Source organism: Janthinobacterium sp. NFX145 (genome assembly GCF_049810325.1).
Taxonomy (GTDB): Bacteria; Pseudomonadota; Gammaproteobacteria; order Burkholderiales; family Burkholderiaceae_D; genus Janthinobacterium; species Janthinobacterium rivuli.
The window spans coordinates 5,099,025-5,119,515 of the sequence record NZ_CP187360.1 but is presented as its reverse complement, the minus strand read 5'-3'; the positions used below and the strand labels follow the sequence as shown (position 1 = coordinate 5,119,515).

General features: G+C 60.5%; 15 protein-coding genes. All 15 read left to right on the top strand.

The window, feature by feature from the left end; genetic code table 11:
• Positions 1-9 precede the first annotated feature (9 nt).
• The 15 genes from ACPJXG_RS22930 to ACPJXG_RS22860 all read left to right on the top strand — a co-directional run bounded on the left by ACPJXG_RS22930 (position 10) and on the right by ACPJXG_RS22860 (position 20,465).
• On the top strand, positions 10-1,701 hold the full coding sequence (locus tag ACPJXG_RS22930) for an ABC transporter ATP-binding protein (RefSeq protein ID WP_425252441.1): 1,692 nt from the start codon (positions 10-12) through the stop codon (positions 1,699-1,701).
• Positions 1,702-1,728: 27 nt separating this feature from the next.
• Positions 1,729-2,691 (top strand): VTT domain-containing protein, encoded by a 963-nt coding sequence (locus tag ACPJXG_RS22925; RefSeq protein WP_035825185.1) that lies wholly within the window; start codon positions 1,729-1,731, stop codon positions 2,689-2,691.
• A gap of 384 nt (positions 2,692-3,075) precedes the next feature.
• Entirely contained in the window at positions 3,076-4,095 is a 1,020-nt protein-coding gene (locus ACPJXG_RS22920) for a glucokinase (RefSeq protein ID WP_077400303.1), read from the top strand.
• A gap of 412 nt (positions 4,096-4,507) precedes the next feature.
• Complete coding sequence (gene scpB / locus ACPJXG_RS22915; protein ID WP_035825189.1) at positions 4,508-5,302, top strand: SMC-Scp complex subunit ScpB; 795 nt, start codon at positions 4,508-4,510, stop codon at positions 5,300-5,302.
• A complete protein-coding gene (gene rluB / locus ACPJXG_RS22910) occupies positions 5,295-7,394 on the top strand; it encodes a 23S rRNA pseudouridine(2605) synthase RluB (protein ID WP_425252440.1) in 2,100 nt (699 codons plus the stop codon). The genes scpB and rluB overlap by 8 nt, the downstream gene beginning before the upstream one ends.
• Positions 7,395-7,737: 343 nt before the next feature.
• Positions 7,738-8,226, top strand: coding sequence for a ribosome maturation factor RimP (gene rimP, locus ACPJXG_RS22905; RefSeq protein WP_035828693.1), 489 nt, complete (start codon positions 7,738-7,740; stop codon positions 8,224-8,226).
• Positions 8,223-9,788 carry a transcription termination factor NusA gene (gene nusA / locus ACPJXG_RS22900; protein WP_035825194.1) on the top strand — a complete coding sequence of 522 codons (1,566 nt, stop codon included), beginning with the start codon at positions 8,223-8,225 and terminating at the stop codon, positions 9,786-9,788. The genes rimP and nusA overlap by 4 nt, the downstream gene beginning before the upstream one ends.
• A gap of 46 nt (positions 9,789-9,834) precedes the next feature.
• Entirely contained in the window at positions 9,835-12,693 is a 2,859-nt protein-coding gene (gene infB, locus ACPJXG_RS22895; RefSeq protein WP_035825196.1) for a translation initiation factor IF-2, read from the top strand.
• A gap of 114 nt (positions 12,694-12,807) precedes the next feature.
• Positions 12,808-13,224 (top strand): 30S ribosome-binding factor RbfA, encoded by a 417-nt coding sequence (gene rbfA / locus ACPJXG_RS22890; RefSeq protein WP_035825200.1) that lies wholly within the window; start codon positions 12,808-12,810, stop codon positions 13,222-13,224.
• A 2-nt stretch (positions 13,225-13,226) separates the two neighbouring features.
• On the top strand, positions 13,227-14,162 hold the full coding sequence (gene truB, locus ACPJXG_RS22885) for a tRNA pseudouridine(55) synthase TruB (RefSeq protein ID WP_425252439.1): 936 nt from the start codon (positions 13,227-13,229) through the stop codon (positions 14,160-14,162).
• Positions 14,163-14,369: 207 nt separating this feature from the next.
• Positions 14,370-16,202, top strand: coding sequence for a translational GTPase TypA (typA, locus tag ACPJXG_RS22880; RefSeq protein WP_100875795.1), 1,833 nt, complete (start codon positions 14,370-14,372; stop codon positions 16,200-16,202).
• 119 nt (positions 16,203-16,321) lie between these two features.
• A complete protein-coding gene (gene dusA / locus ACPJXG_RS22875; RefSeq protein WP_035825205.1) occupies positions 16,322-17,317 on the top strand; it encodes a tRNA dihydrouridine(20/20a) synthase DusA in 996 nt (331 codons plus the stop codon).
• Positions 17,317-17,781 carry a hypothetical protein gene (locus ACPJXG_RS22870; protein WP_035825207.1) on the top strand — a complete coding sequence of 155 codons (465 nt, stop codon included), beginning with the start codon at positions 17,317-17,319 and terminating at the stop codon, positions 17,779-17,781. Before dusA ends, ACPJXG_RS22870 begins: the two co-directional genes overlap by 1 nt.
• A 533-nt stretch (positions 17,782-18,314) precedes the next feature.
• A complete protein-coding gene (locus tag ACPJXG_RS22865) occupies positions 18,315-20,054 on the top strand; it encodes a methyl-accepting chemotaxis protein (RefSeq protein WP_425254782.1) in 1,740 nt (579 codons plus the stop codon).
• Between the two features lie 63 nt (positions 20,055-20,117).
• Positions 20,118-20,465, top strand: a complete 348-nt coding sequence (locus ACPJXG_RS22860) for an energy transducer TonB (protein WP_233516259.1) — start codon at positions 20,118-20,120, stop codon at positions 20,463-20,465.
• The last annotated feature ends 26 nt before the right edge of the window (positions 20,466-20,491 follow it).

The following is a 20,491-nucleotide window of genomic DNA, read 5'->3' as shown; positions in this document are numbered from 1 at the left end:
GAGTTGCTCATGGACCAGAATAACCTGTTGGAAGTGCGCGACCTGCGCGTCACCTTCCGCCTGGACAAGAAGACCACGTTCGAAGCCGTCAAAGGCATCTCGTTCAACGTGCCGCGCAACAGCACCGTCGCGCTGGTGGGCGAATCGGGCAGCGGCAAGTCCGTCAGCTCGCTGGCCGTGATGGGCTTGCTGCCGCCGGATAACACCATCATAGCCCCCGCCTCGAGCATCCACTTCGGCGGGCGCGACCTGCTCAAATTGTCGATCGCCGAGCGGCGCACCATGTGCGGCAAGGATATCTCGATGATTTTCCAGGAGCCGATGTCGTCGCTGAACCCCGTGTTTACGGTCGGCTTCCAGATCGCCGAAGTGTTGCGCCAGCACATGGGCATGAACCGCAAGCAGGCACGCGCCCGCACGCTGGCGCTGCTGGAAGAAGTGGGCATCCCCGACCCGGCCACCAAGATCGACGCCTACCCGAGCCAGATGTCGGGCGGCCAGCAGCAGCGCGTGATGATTGCCATGGCGATCGCCTGCGAACCGAAACTGCTGATCGCCGATGAACCGACGACGGCGCTCGACGTGACGATCCAGAAGCAGATCATGGACCTGATCGCGGCGCTGCAAAAGAAGCATCAGATGTCCGTGCTGTTCATTACCCACGACCTGGGCCTGGTGGGGGAAATCGCCGACCAGGTGATCGTCATGCGCCACGGCGAAGTGCGCGAAACGGGCGAGGTGCGGCAAGTGTTCGAAGCGCCGCAAGACAGTTATACCAAAGCCCTGCTGCATTGCCGGCCCTCGCTGGACGAGCGCCCGTGGCGCCTGCCCGTGATTGCCGATTACATGGACGGCAAGGCCGGCCCCGGTATTGAAATGCAGCAGCGCACGCGCGGCTACACGCCGGGCGACGAGCCCGTGCTGGTGGTGAATAACCTCAGTAAAAGTTTTTATACGCGCGTAGGCCTGTTCGGCAAGCGCGAATTCCAGGCCGTCAAGGACGTGTCGTTCACTTTGCCGCGCGGCAAGACGTTGGGCGTGGTGGGCGAGTCCGGTTCCGGCAAGACGACGGTGGGCTTGACCTTGCTGCGCCTGCATCAGGCAACGGGCGGCACGGCCATGTTCCACGGCAAGGATCTGATCGCCATGCCGAACAAGGAATATTTGCCGTATAAACGCCGCATCCAGATCATCTTCCAGAATCCGTATGCGTCCTTGAACCCGCGCTACACGGTGGGGCAGATTTTGCTGGAACCGATGCGCATCCACAAGATCGGCGCGACCGACCAGGAACGCATCGCCAAGGCTTACTGGCTGCTCGACAAAGTCGGCTTGCCGGAACAGGCCTTCCACCGCTATCCGCACGAGTTTTCTGGCGGACAACGCCAGCGCATCGCGATTGCCCGCTGCCTGACCATGCAGCCGGAAATCCTCGTGTGCGATGAATCCGTGTCGGCGCTGGACGTGTCGGTGCAGGCGCAGGTACTCAATTTGCTGCAGGACTTGCAGGATGAATTCGGCCTGTCCTACATCTTCATTTCGCACGATTTGTCGGTGGTGAAATACATTGCCGACCAGGTGATGGTGATGCACAAGGGGCAAGTGGTGGAGCTGGCCGATTCGGACGAGCTGTACCGCAATCCCGTGCATCCGTACACGCGCACCCTGCTCAGCGCCATACCCAAGGGCGTGCAGTTGTAAGGGATTTTTTACGGTAAGATAGCGGCCATGCCCAACCTCATTTATCTGCTCGAACATTACGGTGTCCTGATTGTCTTTGGCATCGTGCTGGTGGAGCAGCTTGGCCTGCCGATTCCCGCCTTTCCCATCCTCGTGGTGGCGGGGGCGCTGGCCGTCGATGGCGACATGAATGGGGGACTGGTGCTGGCTGCCGCGCTAAGCGCCTGCCTGATCAGCGACTTCACGTGGTTCCGCGCGGGCCGCCATTTCGGCAAGCGCATCCTGCGGCTGCTGTGCCGCATCTCGCTGTCGCCCGATTACTGCGTCAGCCAGACGGAAGACAAATTCAAGCGCTGGGGCCCGAAAGCCCTGATCGTTTCCAAATTTGTGCCGGGTTTCAATACCGTGGCGGCGCCCATGTCGGGCGCGCTGGGTACGCCGCCGGGCCTGTTCTTCCTGTACGCGGGCCTGGGCGCCTTGCTGTGGAGCGGCACGGGCATCGTCGTCGGCGTGATTTTCCATGCCAGCGTGCAGCAAGTGCTCGACTTGCTCAGCACCATGGGCAGCACGGCCTTGCTGATGCTGGCCACCTTGCTGGGCTTGTTCCTGCTGTACAAATTCCTCGAACGCCGGCGTTTTCGCCAGGCCTTGCAGATCGAGCGCATTGGCATCGATGAATTGCTCGAACTGATAGAGCAGGGTGAGGAGCCGCTGATGGTCGACGCGCGCAGCGCCACGGCGCAGGCGCTGGAGCCGGCCGTGCCGGGCGCCTTGTTCTTCAACGGCAAGGAACCCGTGCCGGCCATGATCGCCATGGACAAGGACCGCCACATCATCGTGTATTGCAGCTGTCCCAACGACGTGACGGCCGCGCAAGTGGCCAAGCTGCTGCACCAGCACGGCTTCCACCGCGCCAAGCCCCTGCATGGCGGCCTCGACGCCTGGAATGCCGCCTACCGCTCGGACGAGCCGGCGCCTGCCAGCCTGCTGGGCGAAGGTTTGCCTTCCTGATCCGCCTGATTGCTGGCCGATAGCTGTTGCTTGGTAGCACGCAAGTCGGTAGTAATAATACGAAAACACCGTTGCAGCGCCGCCAGGACGGCAGCGCCGCACCTGCGCCGTTCCATACAAAGCGGCTTTGCGCAAACTCCGGCATACTGTGTTTTCAAGGCGATTCCTGCTGCTATGCAACATGCTTTTCGTGCGTCTGTCGAGTGCAAGCACTTACTATAAATCATTGTTTTCAAGCAATTCTTGCGCTGCCTGTTGCATTTGGAGTGGAACTACCAATAAAGGCTCGTTTTGATGTACTTAAACTACAAACTTTGCTTGCCTCCGGGCGCATTCATCCTTTAAGCTTGGCGTCCCATGCGTCCCACTTCATCATTTAAAATCATGAGCGCTTCGTCTTCTCCCGTACTGCCGACTTCCGCCTTTGCCGATGGACCGCGCCTGCTGGCCGACGTGGGCGGCACCAATGCCCGTTTCGCCTTGGAAGTGGCCGCTGGCCACATCACCCTGGTGGAAGTGCTGCCCTGTGCCGATTACCCGAGCCTGTCCGCCGCCCTGCAAGCCTATTTGGCCCTGCCGCACATCGCGGCCGCTGGCGGGCAAGCCGTGCGCCATGCCGTGATCGCCATCGCCAACCCGGTCGACGGCGATTTCCTCAGCATGACGAACCACCACTGGTCGTTCTCGATCCGCGCCATGCGCGAAGAGTGCGGTTTCACGACCCTGGACGTGGTCAACGATTTCACGGCCCTGGCGCGCGCCTTGCCGCAGTTGTCGAACGAGCAAAAGCACCAGGTGGGCGCGGGCACGGCCCGTCCGAACACGGCCATCGGCCTGATCGGCGCCGGCACGGGTCTGGGCGTATCGGGCCTGATTCCTTCGCATGGCGGCTGGATCGCCCTGCAAAGCGAAGGCGGCCACGTCAGCTTTGCGCCGTTCAATGAAACGGAAGTGAGCATTCTGCAATTTGCCTGGCGTGAATACGAGCACGTCTCGGCCGAGCGCCTGATTTCCGGCGATGGCCTGGAACTGATCTACCGCGCCCTGGCCGACCGCGCGGGCGTGCCGGCGGAAGACTTGCCGGCGGCGGAAATCACGCGCCGCGCGCTGGCTGGCGAATCCCAGCTGTGCGACGATGTCATCGAAGCGTTCTGCTGCATGCTCGGCACCGTGGCGGGCAACGTTGCCGTCACCCTGGGCGCGCTGGGCGGCATTTATATCGGCGGCGGCATCGTGCCACGCCTGGGCGCGCGTTTCGACCGCTCCGGCTTCCGCGCCCGCTTCGAGCGCAAGGGCCGCTTCGCCAATTATGTCTCGCAAGTGCCGACCTTCGTCATCACGGCGCAGTACCCAGCTTTCCTGGGTGCATCGGCCATTCTGTCGGAGAAACTCGCCTCCCTGTGATGCGGGCAGCGGGCGATATGTCGCGCCAGAACCGGGTAAAACGCGTGTTTTGCCCGGTTTTGCGCTTTTCCGCTTTTTATCAGGTACAATTGGCATCGTTGGATGAAACGACGACTGTCGCTCTCCTGTCTGGCTGCTTCGTCGCCACGGGAAAAGCAGCTGCTCCGGAGATCGTTTCATTGCTGGTTACTTAGTGAAGGTTAATTAAGGCCAGCACCATGGATGGCAGGACTTTCACTGCATCCGCTTTAGTCCCGCTTTGCGCGCATCGGCCAAGGCGTCGGAAAAACAGCCTCAACTAGTAACCCAGCACGGCGTCATCATCGATGTCTGCCCTCTGTTACGTTGAAATGAACGTTTTTGATTTCTTTCTCTGCATACGAATTGCAACACACATCCGCACAGAATTGCTATGAATACAATTGAGGCTAAAAAAGTCCTCGAAACCGCGTTGCTGTGCGCTCGTGAGTCGCTGACGATCCACAGCTTGAAGAAGCTGTTCGTCGATGCGGACGAGAATGGTCGCGTGCGCGGCGTCGGCGTTGGCGCCGACACGATCAAGCAATTGCTGGAAGAGTTGCGCGATGAGTGGGAAGGGCGCGGCATCGAGATCGTCAGTCTGGCGTCGGGCTGGCGCTTTCAAAGCCGCCCGGAAATGAAGATGTATCTCGATCGCATGACGCCCGAGCGGCCGCCCAAGTATTCGCGGGCGACCCTGGAAACCCTCGCCATCATCGCCTACCGCCAGCCGGTGACGCGCGGCGATATCGAGGAAATTCGCGGCGTTGCCGTCAATTCGCAGACGATCAAGATGCTGGAAGACCGTGGCTGGGTCGATGCCATCGGTTACCGCGACGTGGTGGGACGGCCGGCCTTGCTGGCCACCACCAAGCAGTTTTTGGATGATCTGGGTTTGCAATCGCTGTCCCAGCTGCCGCCTTTGCAGCAAATCAGCGAGATGCAGGGCAATGGGCTCGAAGCCCTGGAAGCGGCCCTGCAAGAAAATTTTGACAAGGCAAGCAATGAGCTTGTCCCCCAGCTTGGTGCAGGTAGCAATACGGCTGTGACAGATATAGATGTGACAGCAAGCCTTGATGCCGGCCCCGATGCTTCGCCCACGGACGAAGCCTACACTCACGACCCTGCGCCAGAACTAACGGTTGACGCTGCGCCAGGTCAGCACAGCCAAGAAACGAAGAATGAATAATCCGAACACACCCGAGACAGTAACCGCCAGCGACGAAGCCATCGTTGCCAAGCCCAAGCGCCGCACCAAGGCTCAGATCGAAGCCGATGCCGCTGCTGCAACTACCGCTGCTGGCGACGCTGTCCCAGCCAAGCCGAAGCGCCGCACGAAAGCCGACGTGGCCGCTGATGCGCCCGTCGCCGCTGCTGAAGTTGAAGCTGCCCCAGCCGTCAAGAAAACCCGCGCCAAGCCAGCCCTGAAAGCCGTGGCCGACGCCGCCGAAGCGGCTGCCGAGGCAGTCGCCGCACCTGCGCCGCGTCCGCCGCGCGCCCGCGCCGCCGCCAAGGCCGCTGCCGCCGTCGCTGAAACGGCGCCCGAAGCCGTCGCCGACAAGCCGGCCGAAGCACGTCCGACCCGCGGTCCGCGCCAGATGCGTGGCGTGCAGGCGGAACGCGCGCTGCGCCAGCCGCCGCGCGCCGAAGCACCGCAGGCCGCCGAAGCCGTTGCAGGCGCGCCTGCCGCAGAGCAAGCCGCCGCGCCTGTCGCCGACGTGTTCGATGCCGAAGGCAACCTCGTGTCCGGCCCGCGCCTGCCGCGTGGTCCGCGCAACGACGTGCCGGGCGCTGGCAAGAATGCCGGCAAGAGCCGAAAAAAGGGCAAAGGCCGCCAGGCTGCGCCAGGCAAACTCAGCGACGCTGATGCTGTCTTCTCGTTCGTCACCTCCGACGCGTTCGACAGCGAAGAAGGCGGCACGGGCCGCGTGCAGAAAGTGGCCGTGCGCCGCGACCTGACGTCCGACGACGACGCGCCGAAGCTGCACAAGGTGCTGGCCGAAGCCGGTCTCGGTTCGCGCCGCGACATGGAAGACCTGATCATTTCGGGCCGCGTGTCCGTCAATGGCGAGCCGGCCCACATCGGCCAGCGCATCTTGCCGAGCGATCACGTGCGCATCAACGGCAAGTTGATCCAGCGCCGCGTCAGCAAGAAGCCGCCGCGCGTATTGGTCTACCACAAGCCGGCCGGCGAAATCGTCAGCCACAACGACCCGGACGGCCGTCCATCCGTGTTCGACCGCCTGCCAACCATGAAGGCAGGCAAGTGGCTGGCCGTTGGCCGCCTCGACTTCAACACGGAAGGCTTGCTGCTGTTTACCACCTCCGGTGACCTGGCCAACCGTCTGATGCACCCGCGCTACGGCATCGACCGCGAGTACGCCGTGCGTACCCTGGGCGAGCTGGAAGAGGGCATGCGCCAGAAGCTGCTGGCCGGCGTCGAGCTGGAAGACGGCCTGGCGCAGTTCTCGAAGATCGCCGATGGCGGCGGCGAAGGCATCAACAAGTGGTACCGCGTGGTGATCGGCGAAGGCCGTAACCGCGAAGTGCGCCGCATGTTCGAAGCGATCGGCCTGACCGTCTCGCGCCTGATTCGTACCCGTTACGGCGCCATGACACTGCCAAGCGGCCTGAAGCGCGGCCGCTGGGAAGAGATGGATGAAAACACTGTGCGCGATCTGCTGACCGCCTACGGCATCGAAAAGAAAATGCCGGCATCGGGCGACCCCCGTGCCGCTGGCGCCGCCAAGGGCCGCGAAGCACGCAAGGTCGAACGCAAGGACCGCGATGACGAGCCGAATGGCAACCGCATCGATGTGAGCAACCGCAACGCCGATCCATTCCCGGTCGCGCCGCGCCGTGGCCAGCCGCAAGGCCAGTTTGCCCGTCCGCAAGGCCAGGGCCGCCCAGGCGGCGCCGGCCGTCCAGGCGAAGCGCGTGGTCCTGGCCGTGGCCAGCCGCAAGGTCCGTTCCAGGGTGGTCAGCCCCGTTCGTCGGCATCGTTCGAAGGTGCGCAAGGCCAAGGCCAGGGCCAGGGCCGTCCGCCGCGTGCGGCAGGCCAGGGCCAGGGGCGTCCGGCAGGTGGCGGCGAAGGCCGCGCACCGCAGCGCGGTCCGCGCCAGCCCGATCCGCTGCAAACGGCCTTCGGCTTCGCCAACACGGGTCCGCGCCGCAATACGGGCGGTGGTGCCGGTGGGCAAGCGCGTTCCGGTGGCCAGCCGCGTGGCGGCATGGATCGCGGCGGCATGGATGGCATGCCGCGCCGCCGCAGCAAAGGTTAATCGGGAAGAGTTTCTTCTTGCGCACCCGCCGATCTGCGGCAGGTGCGCGCTCTTGTAACTGTTGTAAGCCGGGCCGCTCCTCGTGTGCGGCATTGCGGCGAAGTTAATAAGAGGTTATAATCTGCAGCCTAATAAAAGTTCTCCGCAGGGTTGTTTGGTGGGGAGTGCTTTCATCTGGTTGGGGAAATACAAGAAGATGGGCAGATGCCCATTTTTTTTTTGTTGAACCGTTTGTAATGGCTCCGCAAGGGGCCATATATGACTTGAATGCGTGTTTTTGCATGTTGTCGGCGCCCAAGTGGTGCTGTCATGCCGAAAACGGGCCTTATTTCTGGAGAATTTCTTGCAGCAGTTGGGATTAATTGAAAAGACAGTTACTGGTCTGGGCTATGAGCTCGTTGATGTCGAACGTGCCGAGCGCGGACTGCTGCGCGTCTTTATTGATTTCAGCGCCGCCGATGCCGCTGAAAAAGGTCCGATCACGGTCGAAGACTGTGCCACGGTGAGTCACCAGTTATCGCATGTGTTGACGGTAGAGAACGTTCCTTACGAGCGTCTCGAGATTTCTTCCCCGGGTCTCGATCGTCCGGTGCGCAAGCTGGAAGACTTTGTCCGTTTCGCAGGCCAGGAAATCATCGTCAAGCTGATGGTGGCGATGCCGGGTACGAACAACCGGAAATCGTTCCAGGGGATCTTGCAAGAACCCGTGGGCGATAAATTGTCGTTGGAATTTGAAGGTAAGGATGGTCCGGCGATGTTGGAGTTTACGCTCGCGGATGTGGATAAGGCACGCTTGGTGCCGCAGGTGGTTTTTAAGGGACGCAAAGCATGAGCCGCGAAGTTTTATTATTGGTTGACGCGCTGGCGCGCGAAAAAAACGTCGATAAAGATGTCGTCTTCGGCGCCCTCGAATTCGCGTTGGCGCAAGCCACGAAGAAACGGTATGAGGGTGAGGTAGACATCCGCGTTTCGATCGACCGCGAAACGGGCGAATTCGAATCGTTCCGCCGCTGGCACGTCGTGCCCGATGAAGCGGGCCTGCAATTGCCGGATCAGGAGATCCTGCATTTCGAGGCAAAAGAACAGATTTCCGATATCGAAGTCGATGACCACATCGAAGAACCGATCGAATCCGTCGAATTCGGCCGCCGTTTCGCCCAGGATACCAAACAGGTTGTCCTGCAGCGCGTACGTGACGCCGAACGCGAACAGATCCTGGTCGACTTCCTGGAACGCGGCGATTCGCTCGTTACCGGCACCATCAAGCGCATGGAACGCGGCGACGCCATCGTCGAATCGGGCAAGATCGAAGCCCGTTTGCCACGCGACCAGATGATCCCGAAAGAGAATCTGCGTATCGGCGACCGCGTGCGTGCTTTCATCTTGCGCATCGACCGCAATATGCGCGGCCCGCAAGTGATTCTGTCGCGCACCGCGCCAGACTTCATCATGAAGCTGTTTGAGCTGGAAGTGCCGGAAATCGAGCAAGGCATGCTGGAAATCAAATCCGCTGCCCGCGATGCCGGCGTGCGCGCCAAGATCGCCGTCTACACGGCCGACAAGCGCATCGACCCGATCGGTACTTGCGTCGGCATGCGCGGTTCGCGCGTGCAGGCTGTCACCGGCGAACTCGGTGGCGAACGCGTCGACATCGTGCTGTGGTCGGAAGATCCGGCGCAGTTCGTCATCGGCGCCCTGGCGCCGGCGAACGTGTCGTCGATCATGGTTGACGAAGAAAAACACGCGATGGATGTCGTCGTGGACGAAGAAAACCTGGCAATCGCGATCGGCCGTTCCGGCCAGAACGTGCGCCTGGCCTCTGACCTGACCGGCTGGAAGATCAACATCATGACGGCCGAAGAATCGGCTGACAAAGCTGCCCAGGAAACGGCTGCCGTGCGCATCCTGTTCATGGAAAAGCTCGATGTCGACCAGGAAGTGGCCGATATTCTGGTGGAAGAAGGTTTCGCCAGTCTGGAAGAAATCGCTTACGTGCCAATTTCCGAAATGCTGGAAATCGAATCGTTTGACGAAGATACCGTCAATGAACTCCGTACCCGTGCGCGTGATGCGCTCGTGACCGAAGCGATTGCTTCGGAAGAGGGTCTGGAAGGCATGGACGAGGCGTTGGTGGGTCTGGAAGGCATGGACCGCATTACCGCCGGCAAGCTGGGTCTGGCTGGTATCAAGACCGTTGAAGCATTTGCAGCACTGGCATACGACGAATTTGGCGCAATCCTGGCCTTGTCTGCGGACCGTGCGCGTGAACTGATTACAAGTGAATTTAAAGATGTGACCGACGATGAGATGAAGTTGGTTGACTCGAAATACGACGATCGTGCCAAGGCGTTGCAAGCCAAGGCATGGAGTCTGGCCGAATCCGCAAAGGCTTAATTTGAGTATCTTTATCATCTCCGCGACACATAGAAAAGAGGACTGAATGGCGAGTAACAACGTAGCCCAATTTGCCACCGAACTGAAGATGCCTGCAGATTTGCTGCTGACGCAGCTGCGTTCTGCCGGCGTCGAGAAAAGTTCGACGTCAGATCCATTGTCGAAAGATGATAAGGACAAGCTTTTGGATCATCTGCGCCGCACACACGGCGCAGCGGCTGACACAGAAAAGAAAAAAATCACCGTGACCCGCAAGGAAACGACTGAGATCAAGCAAGCTGACGCAACCGGTAAATCGCGCACCATCCAGGTGGAAGTGCGCAAGAAACGCACTTTCGTCCAGCGTGACGAAGCTGCGCCGGTCGCAGCTGAACCGGTCGCGCCTGCCGCACCGGTGATCGATCCCGCCGACGTGGCGCGCCGTGAAGAAGAAGCCCGTAAACAGGCTGAACTGATCGCCCGCCAGGAAGCCGATCTGCGCGAAAAGCAAGAACGTCTGGCCAAGCTCGACGCGGAAAAAGAAGCCCAGGCGAAAGCCACGCAACAGGCTGAACTGGCTGCGAAGAAAGAAGCTGAAGCGGAAGCGAAGAAAGCCGCCGCCAAGGCTGCTGCCGCGCCTGCCGCCAGCGCCGCTGCGCCTGTCGTTGACGACGCCGCCGCCGAAGCGAAAAAAGCTGCTGCCGCTGAAGAAGCGAAGAAGAAAGCGGCTGCCGCTGCTGTTGCCGCCAAGGAAGCCGCTGACAAAGCGGAAGCCACCGAGCGTGCACGCAAGGCCGTTGCCGACGAAGTCGCCCAGATCAAGGCCATGATGAACGCGCCGCGCCGCGCCATCAAGGCACCGGAACCCGTACCGGTTCCCGTCAAGCCGAAGGCGCCGGAAGGCACCCTGCACAAGCCTGCTGACAAGAAACCTGGCGACAAGCCGGGCGACAAGAAGCCTGCTGTTGCAGACAAGAAATCCATCAAGTCGGCGAATGTGTCGTCCACCTGGTCCGATGACGCGAAAAAACGCGGCACCACCGGTGGTCCCAAGCCACGCGGCAACAGCGGCCCAGGCGGCCGTGACAGCTGGCGCGGTGGCGCGAAGGGCCGTCGCCCGACGCACCATGACGACCGTGAATCGAACTTCCAGGCTCCTACGGAAGCCGTCGTCAAAGACGTGCACGTACCGGAAACGATCACCGTGGCCGAACTGGCGCACAAAATGTCCGTCAAGGCATCCGAAGTCATCAAGCATTTGATGAAATTGGGCCAGATGTGCACGATCAACCAGGTGCTGGACCAGGAAACCGCCATGATTCTGGTGGAAGAAATGGGCCACAAGGCGTTCGCCGCCGAACTGGATGATCCGGAAGCGTTGCTGGCCGATGTGGGCGAACACGCGCACTTCGAAACCAAGCCACGCGCACCGGTGGTCACCGTCATGGGTCACGTCGACCACGGCAAGACCTCGCTGCTGGACTATATTCGTCGCGCCAAGGTTGCATCCGGCGAAGCGGGCGGCATTACGCAGCATATCGGTGCTTACCACGTCGATACGCCACGCGGCATGATCACCTTCCTCGACACCCCGGGCCACGAAGCGTTTACCGCGATGCGTGCCCGTGGCGCCAAGGCAACCGACATCGTCATTCTGGTGGTTGCCGCCGACGATGGCGTGATGCCGCAAACGAAAGAAGCGATTGCCCATGCGAAAGCAGCCGGCGTACCGCTGGTGGTGGCGATCAACAAGGTCGACAAACCAGGCGGCAACGTTGACCGCGTGACGCAGGAACTGGTCGCCGAACAAGTCGTGCCGGAAGAATACGGTGGCGAATCGCCATTCGTTCCGGTCTCGGCCAAAACGGGTCAAGGTATCGACGACCTGCTGGAACAAGTGCTGTTGCAAGCCGAAGTGCTGGAACTGACGGCACCGGTCGATGCGCCTGCGCGCGGCCTGGTAGTCGAGGCGCGTCTGGACAAGGGCCGTGGTCCTGTCGCGACGATCCTGGTGCAGTCCGGTACCTTGCGCCGCGGCGACGTGATCCTGGCTGGCTCTTCGTATGGCCGTGTTCGCGCCATGCTGGACGAGAACGGCAAGTCGATCGCTGAAGCCGGTCCTTCGATTCCGGTCGAAATCCAGGGCTTGACGGAAGTACCGGTTGCCGGTGAAGAAGTCGTCGTCATGGCTGACGAGCGCAAAGCGCGTGAAATCGGTTTGTTCCGTCAAGGTAAGTTCCGCGACGTGAAACTGGCGAAACAGCAAGCTGCGAAACTGGAAAACATGTTCGACCAGATGGCCGAAGGCGAAGTGAAAAACTTGCCATTGATCATCAAAACCGACGTGCAAGGTTCGCAAGAAGCGCTGGTCGGTTCGTTGCAGAAACTGTCGACCTCCGAAGTGCGCGTACAAGTTGTGCACGCAGCCGTCGGCGGCATCACGGAATCGGACGTCAACCTGGCAGTCGCCTCGAAAGCGGTCATCATCGGCTTTAACGCCCGTGCTGATGCCCAGGCACGCAAGCTGGCCGAGTCGAATGGCGTGGACATTCGCTACTACAACATCATTTACGATGCGATCGACGAGATCAAATCGGCGTTGTCGGGCATGTTGGCACCAGAGAAACGCGAAACCGTCATCGGCCAGGTCGAGATCCGCCAGGTTATCCTGGTCTCGAAAGTGGGCGCGATTGCCGGTTGCCTGGTCACCGATGGCGTGGTCAAGCGTGCTTCTTCCGTCCGCCTGTTGCGCAACAACATCGTGGTCTGGAGCGGCGAGATCGACTCCCTGAAACGCTTCAAGGACGATGCGAAAGAAGTTCGCGCCGGTCTGGAGTGCGGCCTGTCGCTGAAGAACTACAACGACATTCAGGTTGGCGACACCCTGGAAGTGTTCGAAGTTCAGGAAATCGCTCGTACCCTGTAATCACAGAAGTAATGGCGCGGACATATCGTTGTCCGCGCAAACACGTGGGGCGCATTGGTCAACGGGCAACCGTTTGACTCATGCGCCCTGCGGCACTTAGGACAGCATAAAATCATGGCTAAACATAGCAAAACCATGCCAGCGCGCGGCTTGCGCGTGGCTGACCAGATCCAGCGCGATCTGGCTGAAATCGTCGCCTACGAATTGAAGGATCCACGTGTCGGCACGATGATCACCATCACCGAAGTACAGATCACGCCCGATTACGCGCACGCCAAGGTGTTTTTCACGATGTTGAAAGACAGCAAGGAAGCCATCAAGAACACCACCGAAGGCCTGATGGCCGCGTCTGGCTTCATCCGTGGCTTGCTGGGCAAGCGCCTGCACATCCACACCCTCCCGATGCTGCATTTCGTGCACGACAGCTCGACTTCGCGCGGCATGGAAATGTCCTTGCTGATCGACAAGGCAAACGCCACGCGCGCGGCCGACGCCGAGCCGGATGTCAAACCAGAAGCGGACGAGCAATAACAGTGGCGGGTCCGAAGAAACCGCCCGGCATCAAGCGGGTGCGCGACCTGGTCGACGGCGTCTTGCTGTTGGATAAGCCTGTGGGCTGGTCCAGCAATGACGCCCTGATCAAGGCCAAGCGCGTCCTGAACGCGAAAAAAGCGGGGCATACGGGCACGCTGGATCCGTTCGCCACGGGCTTGCTGCCGCTGTGCTTTGGCGAAGCGACGAAGTTCTCGCAGGACTTGCTGGAAGCCGACAAAACCTACGAAACCCTGGTGCACCTGGGGCAGACGACGGATACGGGCGATACCGAGGGCGAAGTGCTGGAAACGCGCGACGTCAACGTCACCGAAGAGCAGATCGAAGCCGTGCTGGCGCAGTTCCGTGGGCCTATCCTGCAGACGCCACCGATGTACTCGGCCTTGAAACGGGACGGCAAGCCCTTGTATGAGTATGCAAGGGCAGGCATCACCCTGGAGCGCGAAGCGCGCCCGGTGACCATCCACAAGCTCGAGTTCCTCGGCTATGACGCCCCGTTCCTGAAATTGTCCGTGATGTGCAGCAAGGGCACGTATATCCGCGTGCTGGGCGAAGACATCGGCCATGCCCTCGGTTGCGGCGGCCATCTGAACGCCTTGCGCCGCACGCAGGTGGGCAGCCTGACCTTGGACGGCGTCGTCACGCTCGATGAGTTGACTGCGCATGCCGCGCCGTTGAGCCTGCTGGCGCCCGTCGATGCCTTGCTGTCGAGTTTCCCCGCCGTCCAGCTGACGGAAGAATTGGCCAAGCGTTTCCTGCATGGCCAGCGCATCGCGCTGGGCAAGGAAGACGTCGCCGTGCCAGCCGAGCCGGGCAGGGTGCGCGTGTATCACGACAGCAAGCTGCTGGGCACCGGCCAGTTGCAGGAATACAGCATCCTGGCGCCGGAACGCTTGATTGCCACGGCGCATCAATAAGTCACAGCAACGTCATATTACCCAGCGACACTCGTTAAACAGTGTCGCTTTTTTAAACAAACCGTCCCCGACTGCGGGAGCCGCCAGCATTTTTAGATAGCGTTGCAACGCAACATGCTATACTACGCGGTTCCGGAAATAGATTAGCATTCGGGTATCTCGTACACCTTGTACGCACTCCGCAGTTTTTCAGTAACTACTACGACCATGTCAAATACAAAACGCGCAATTCGTAATATCGCCATTATCGCCCACGTTGACCACGGCAAAACCACGCTGGTGGATCAGCTGCTGCGCCAGTCAGGCACCTTCCGTGAAAACCAAGCGGTCGACACCCGAGTCATGGACTCGAACGACCTGGAAAAGGAGCGCGGCATTACGATTCTGTCGAAGAACTGCGCTGTTGAGTACGAAGGCACCCACATCAATATCGTCGACACCCCAGGCCACGCCGACTTCGGCGGCGAAGTGGAACGTGTTCTGTCGATGGTGGACTCGGTTCTGCTGCTGGTCGATGCACAGGAAGGCCCGATGCCGCAAACCCGTTTCGTCACGCGCAAAGCGCTGGCACTGGGTCTGAAGCCTATCGTTATCGTCAACAAGGTCGACCGTCCAGGCGCGCGCCCGGACTGGGCCATCAACCAGACGTTCGAACTGTTCGACAAGCTGGGCGCGACCGACGAACAACTGGATTTCCCTATCATTTACGCTTCGGGCCTGAACGGCTATGCCGGCCTGACCGAAGACGTGCGCAGCGGCGACATGAAGCCAATGTTTGACGCCATCCTGGAACACGTTCCAGTGCGTGACGACAATCCTGAAGGTCCGCTGCAAATGCAGATCACCTCGCTGGATTACTCGTCGTACGTCGGCAAGATCGGCATTGGCCGCGTCAACCGCGGTACCGTCAAAGTTGGTCAAGACGTGCTGGTCATCAATGGCCCAGGCGCCACGCCTATCAAAGGCCGCATCAACCAGGTGCTGAATTTCAAGGGCCTGGAGCGCGTGCTGGTTGACGAAGCCGTCGCCGGCGACATCTGCCTGATCAACGGTATCGACGAAATCGGCATCGGTTCGACCCTGTGCGCAGTCGATACCCCGGACGCGCTGCCGATGCTGACCGTCGACGAGCCGACCCTGACCATGAACTTCATGGTCAACAACTCGCCACTGGCTGGCCGCGAAGGCAAATTCGTTACCTCGCGTCAACTGCGTGACCGTCTGGACCGCGAACTGAAAGCCAACGTTGCTCTGCGCGTTTCGCCAACCGACGACGACACGATCTTCGAAGTATCGGGCCGCGGCGAGCTGCACCTGACGATTCTGATCGAAAACATGCGTCGCGAAGGCTTCGAGCTGGCCGTATCGCGTCCACGCGTGGTCTTCAAAATGGTTGATGGCGTGCGCCACGAGCCGTTTGAAAACCTGTCCGTTGACGTGGAAGAAGTCAACCAGGGCGGCGTCATGGAAGAACTGGGCCGTCGTCGTGGCGACCTGCAAAACATGGAATCGGATGGCAAGGGCCGCGTGCGTCTCGAGTACCTGATCCCGGCGCGTGGCCTGATCGGCTTCCAGGGCGAATTCATGACCCTGACCCGCGGCACCGGCCTGATGAGCCACGTATTCCACGAATACGCGCCAGTCGACAACACCCGTGGCGAAATGGCTGGCCGTCGTAACGGCGTGCTGATCTCGCAAGATGACGGCGCCGCTGTTGCTTACGCGATCTGGAAACTGCAAGACCGCGGCCGCATGTTCGTGTCGCACAATGACCCAGTCTACGAAGGCATGGTCATCGGTATCCACTCGCGCGACAACGACCTGGTCGTCAACCCGATCAAGGGCAAGCAGCTGACCAACGTGCGTTCGTCGGGTACCGACGAAGCGGTGCGCCTGGTACCGCCAATTCAGATGTCGCTGGAATACGCAGTCGAATTCATCGAGGACGACGAACTGGTGGAAATCACGCCTAAATCGATCCGTCTGCGCAAGCGCTTCCTGAAAGAGCACGAGCGTAAAAAAGCGTCGCGCGATTCGTAATCTGTTGTAGCGCATGGCCTGCGGGCCATGCCACGCTCAAGCCCGTTGCTCCGCCTTTCCTTCACCGGTGAGGCGCGCAGCGGGTTTGTCATTTGCAGCTCCTGTTTTTTGTAGACACCATGACTTCCTCTTCTTTGCCCTCCCGCCGCCTGTCCGTCGCCCCGATGATGGACTGGACCGACCGCCATTGCCGCAAGTTCCACCGCGAAATCACGCGCCATACCTGGCTCTACACCGAGATGGTGACGACGGGCGCGCTCGTGTACGGCGACGTGGAGCGCCATTTGCGCTTCAATGAGGAAGAGCATCCGGTGGCGCTGCAGCTGGGCGGCAGCGATCCGAAGGACCTGGCCACCAGCGCCAGGCTGGGCCAGCAGTGGGGTTACGACGAGGTCAACCTCAATTGCGGTTGCCCGTCCGAGCGCGTGCAAAAGGGCGCGTTTGGCGCCTGCCTGATGGCAGAGCCGCAACTGGTGGCCGACTGCGTGAAAGCCATGCGCGACGTGGTCGACATCGACGTCACCGTGAAACACCGCATCGGCATCGATGACAGCGAATCGTATGACTTCGTGCGCGATTTCGTCGGCACCGTGGCCGATGCCGGCTGCAAGACGTTTATCGTGCATGCGCGCAATGCCATCCTGAAAGGCCTGAGCCCGAAGGAAAACCGCGAAGTGCCGCCTCTCAAGTATGACTATGCCTACCGCTTGAAGCGTGATTTTCCCCAGTTCGAATTCATCATCAATGGCGGCATCAAGACGCTCGAGGAAATCGACCTGCACCTGCAGCACCTGGACGGCGTCATGCTGGGCCGCGAGGCCTATCACAACCCCTACGTGATGGCGCAGTTCGACCAGCGCTATTACGGCGACGACACGCCCGTCAAAACGCGTGAACAGGTGCTCGAAGCGATGATTCCGTATATCAGCGCGCAGCTGGAAAAAGAAGCGGGGCGATTAAAACTGAACAGCGTCACGCGCCACATGCTGGGCCTGATGCAAAACCTGCCCGGCGCGCGCGGCTTCCGCCAGACCTTGTCCGATTCCAAGAAGCTGGCCTCGGGTGATCCGCGCTTGCTGCTGGAAGCGGCGGCGCGCTTGTCCTTGCCTGCCTGATGCGCGGCGACGTCCATGTCCATGCACAGCAGTTGCATGGCTACCTGCAGGCAGTCACCGCATTGAAGGATGATGGCAGCCTGTTTCTGTGCGAGTATCTGGGGCCCGTCGCGCCGCAGGCATCGCTCGACGCGCTGTGCCGCACGCTGAAGCTGGAGCCGGACGGCATGCGCCTGCAGCCGATCGAGAGCATGGACTGCAGCGGCGCCTTGTGCACGCCGCGCCAGTGGCTGCTCGAGCGCTTGCTGCCGATGAGCGAGGCGGACCGCGAGCCGCTCGACGCCCGTTTATATGATGGTTTCGAGGCCGAACTGGCCGAACTGTTCGGTAGCGAGCCGCACTGGTATCAACTGGTATCATCGGGCCAGGGCAGCCTGGCTGGTCGATTGGGCGCTATCTGGAGCATCTTTGTCTTCGGCACAGACGGCCACGCCTATGTGATGCATTGCAGCTGGGACCGCTAATCCAACTTGTCTATACCGGTGCCCTTGCGCACTGGTATTGTCCGCACTACCCCTCCTCTGAGTCCCTCTCCCCAAACGATGTCATATGGCTATGCCATGTGTTGTAAATGCGCTGTTTCGGCGCACGCCCGCACTGTCGTGGGGCATTTCTATGGGGCAAGAAACGGCGTTGTTGCCATTTCCCCGAAGAAAGTTAATCAGCCATTTATTCGGGTACTTATTGCTTGCTTTGAGGCAAAATTTACACCTATAATTGATTATAGACAAATATTTCTCATATGAATGTTTGATGTTGATCTCGCATCATCTGTGTCAAAAATTCAGTGTGTAGAACAAATTTGCATTCGCAGTCACTGGCGTTTTCAGGGCTGTTGTAGATCAGGAAGTACCCCAGGCTGCGTGCGGCCGGAGACCGCCAGCATACCAATCGGTAAGGGCGGACACCGGTGTTGCGCAGCCTTCGTCTTGTCGTGCCGGGCAAAAATCCTTATCAATAGTTTCATTTACGAAGAGCCGAAATGAATTTAGCAAAAATGAAGGTTGGTACCCGCCTGGGCCTGGGTTTCGCCCTGGTACTGGTTCTGCTGGTGGCCGTGACCGTCCTCGGCATCGCGCGCATGGCGCAAATCCAGGAACGTCTCGATCACGTGATCAATGTCAACAACGTCGTCACCCGCCTGGTGATCGACATGCGTGGCAACGTCAGCGACCGCATCACCTCGCTGCGCATCCTGACCCTGATGACGGACGCGGGCGATATGGAACCTGAAATGGCGCGTATCAAGACGCAGACGAGCACCTATCAGGAAACGCAGAAGAAGCTCGAAGAGAAATTCGCCGTCGAGTCGACTCCGGAAGAAAAAGCCCTGCTGACCTCGATCAAGGAATACGAAGCGGCCGCCATGCCAGCCATCGCCAAGGCGTCGGCGCTGTGGATGGCCAACGATGCGGAAGGCGCCACGCGCGTGATGATCAAGGAAATCCGCCCGGTACAGAAAAAATGGATGGAAGCGCTGGAGCAACTGGCCGTGCTGGAAGACAAGCTTAACGAGCAGATGCAATCGGACGCCCGCAAGGCCTTCGACAGCGCGCGCCTGTTCATGATCATCCTTGGCGTACTGGCCGTGGCGATGGGCGTGGCGGCGGCACTGGTGATTACCCGCGGCTTGCTGAAACAGCTGGGTGGCGAGCCTGACTACACGGCATCGATCGCCGGCAGCATCGCCAATGGCGACCTGTCGATCGGCATCCATACGCAGCCTTCCGATACGTCCAGCCTGCTGGCGGAAATGAAGGAAATGCGCAACAGCCTGGTGGGCATCGTCGGCCAGGTGCGCGTCGGTACGGAAACCATCGGCACGGCGTCACGCGAAATTGCCGACGGCAATATCGACCTGTCGTCGCGCACGGAAATGCAGGCCAGCGCGCTGGAAAAGACGGCATCGGCCATGGAAGAGCTGACCTCGACCGTGAAACAGAATGCGGACAATGCGCGCGAAGCCAACAAGCTGGCCGCCACTGCTTCGGACGTGGCCCTGAAGGGCGGTTCCGTCGTGTCGCAAGTGGTAGACACCATGAGCTCGATCAATGAATCGGCGAAGAAAATTGTCGACATCATCGGCGTGATCGATGGCATCGCCTTCCAGACCAACATCCTGGCGCTGAACGCGGCCGTGGAAGCGGCACGTGCCGGCGAACAAGGCCGCGGCTTTGCCGTGGTGGCGTCGGAAGTGCGCAACCTGGCCCAGCGCTCCGCTGGCGCGGCGAAGGAAATCAAGATCCTCATCGACGATTCGGCCGAGAAGACGGAACGCGGTACGCGACTGGTCGGCCAGGCTGGCGTGACGATGGGCGAAGTGGTCGACAGCGTGCGCCGCGTGACCGACATCATGAGCGAGATCGCCAGTGCCAGCCAGGAACAAAGCGCCGGCATCGAACAGGTCAACTTGTCGATCATCGAGATGGATGGCATGACGCAGCAAAATGCGGCCCTGGTCGAACAGGCAGCCGCCGCGGCGCAAAGCCTGCAGGACCAGGCGGCCGAACTGGCCCACGTGGTCAGCATCTTCAAACTGGTCGACGGCGAAGAGAAGCCGGCGGCGTATGTGCCGGCCCCCGTGGCTGCCGCGCCAGTGGCCGTGCGCAAGCCGGCGCCGGCATTGCGTCCGGTCAAGTCGCTGACCCGCAAGACCGAAGCAGCCGCTCCCGTGGCGGCTTCAGCGCCACGCAAGGCGGCAGGCGCCGGCAGCAATGACGAGTGGGAAGAGTTTTAAGCGCGGCCAACAGCGCACAGGAAATGGTAACTGCCGTATTTGATAATAATCATGGGGAAGCACATGTTTGAGAATAAGCGTTTGATGAGTGTTGCAGCAGCCTTGCTGGTGTCCGTTTCTTCCGCCGCCTTCGCGGCCGAGGTGCCGGCGTCGTTCGATGCCAAGAACTGCAAGGCCGACTATCCGAAAGCCTCGCTGATGAACGAAGAGCAGGGCACCGTGTCGATGTCCTTCCTGGTCAATGCCGATGGTAGCGTTGCCGATTCGAAAGTCGACAAGAGCAGCGGCTTCAAGAATCTGGACAAGGCCGCCATCAAGGCCCTGTCCGCATGCAAGTTCAAGCCGGGCACCAAGGATGGCGCCGCGGCGCAAACCTGGACCAAGGTCGATTACGCCTGGAAACTGGACTGATCCACATTTGCCGGGAGCGGCGCTCC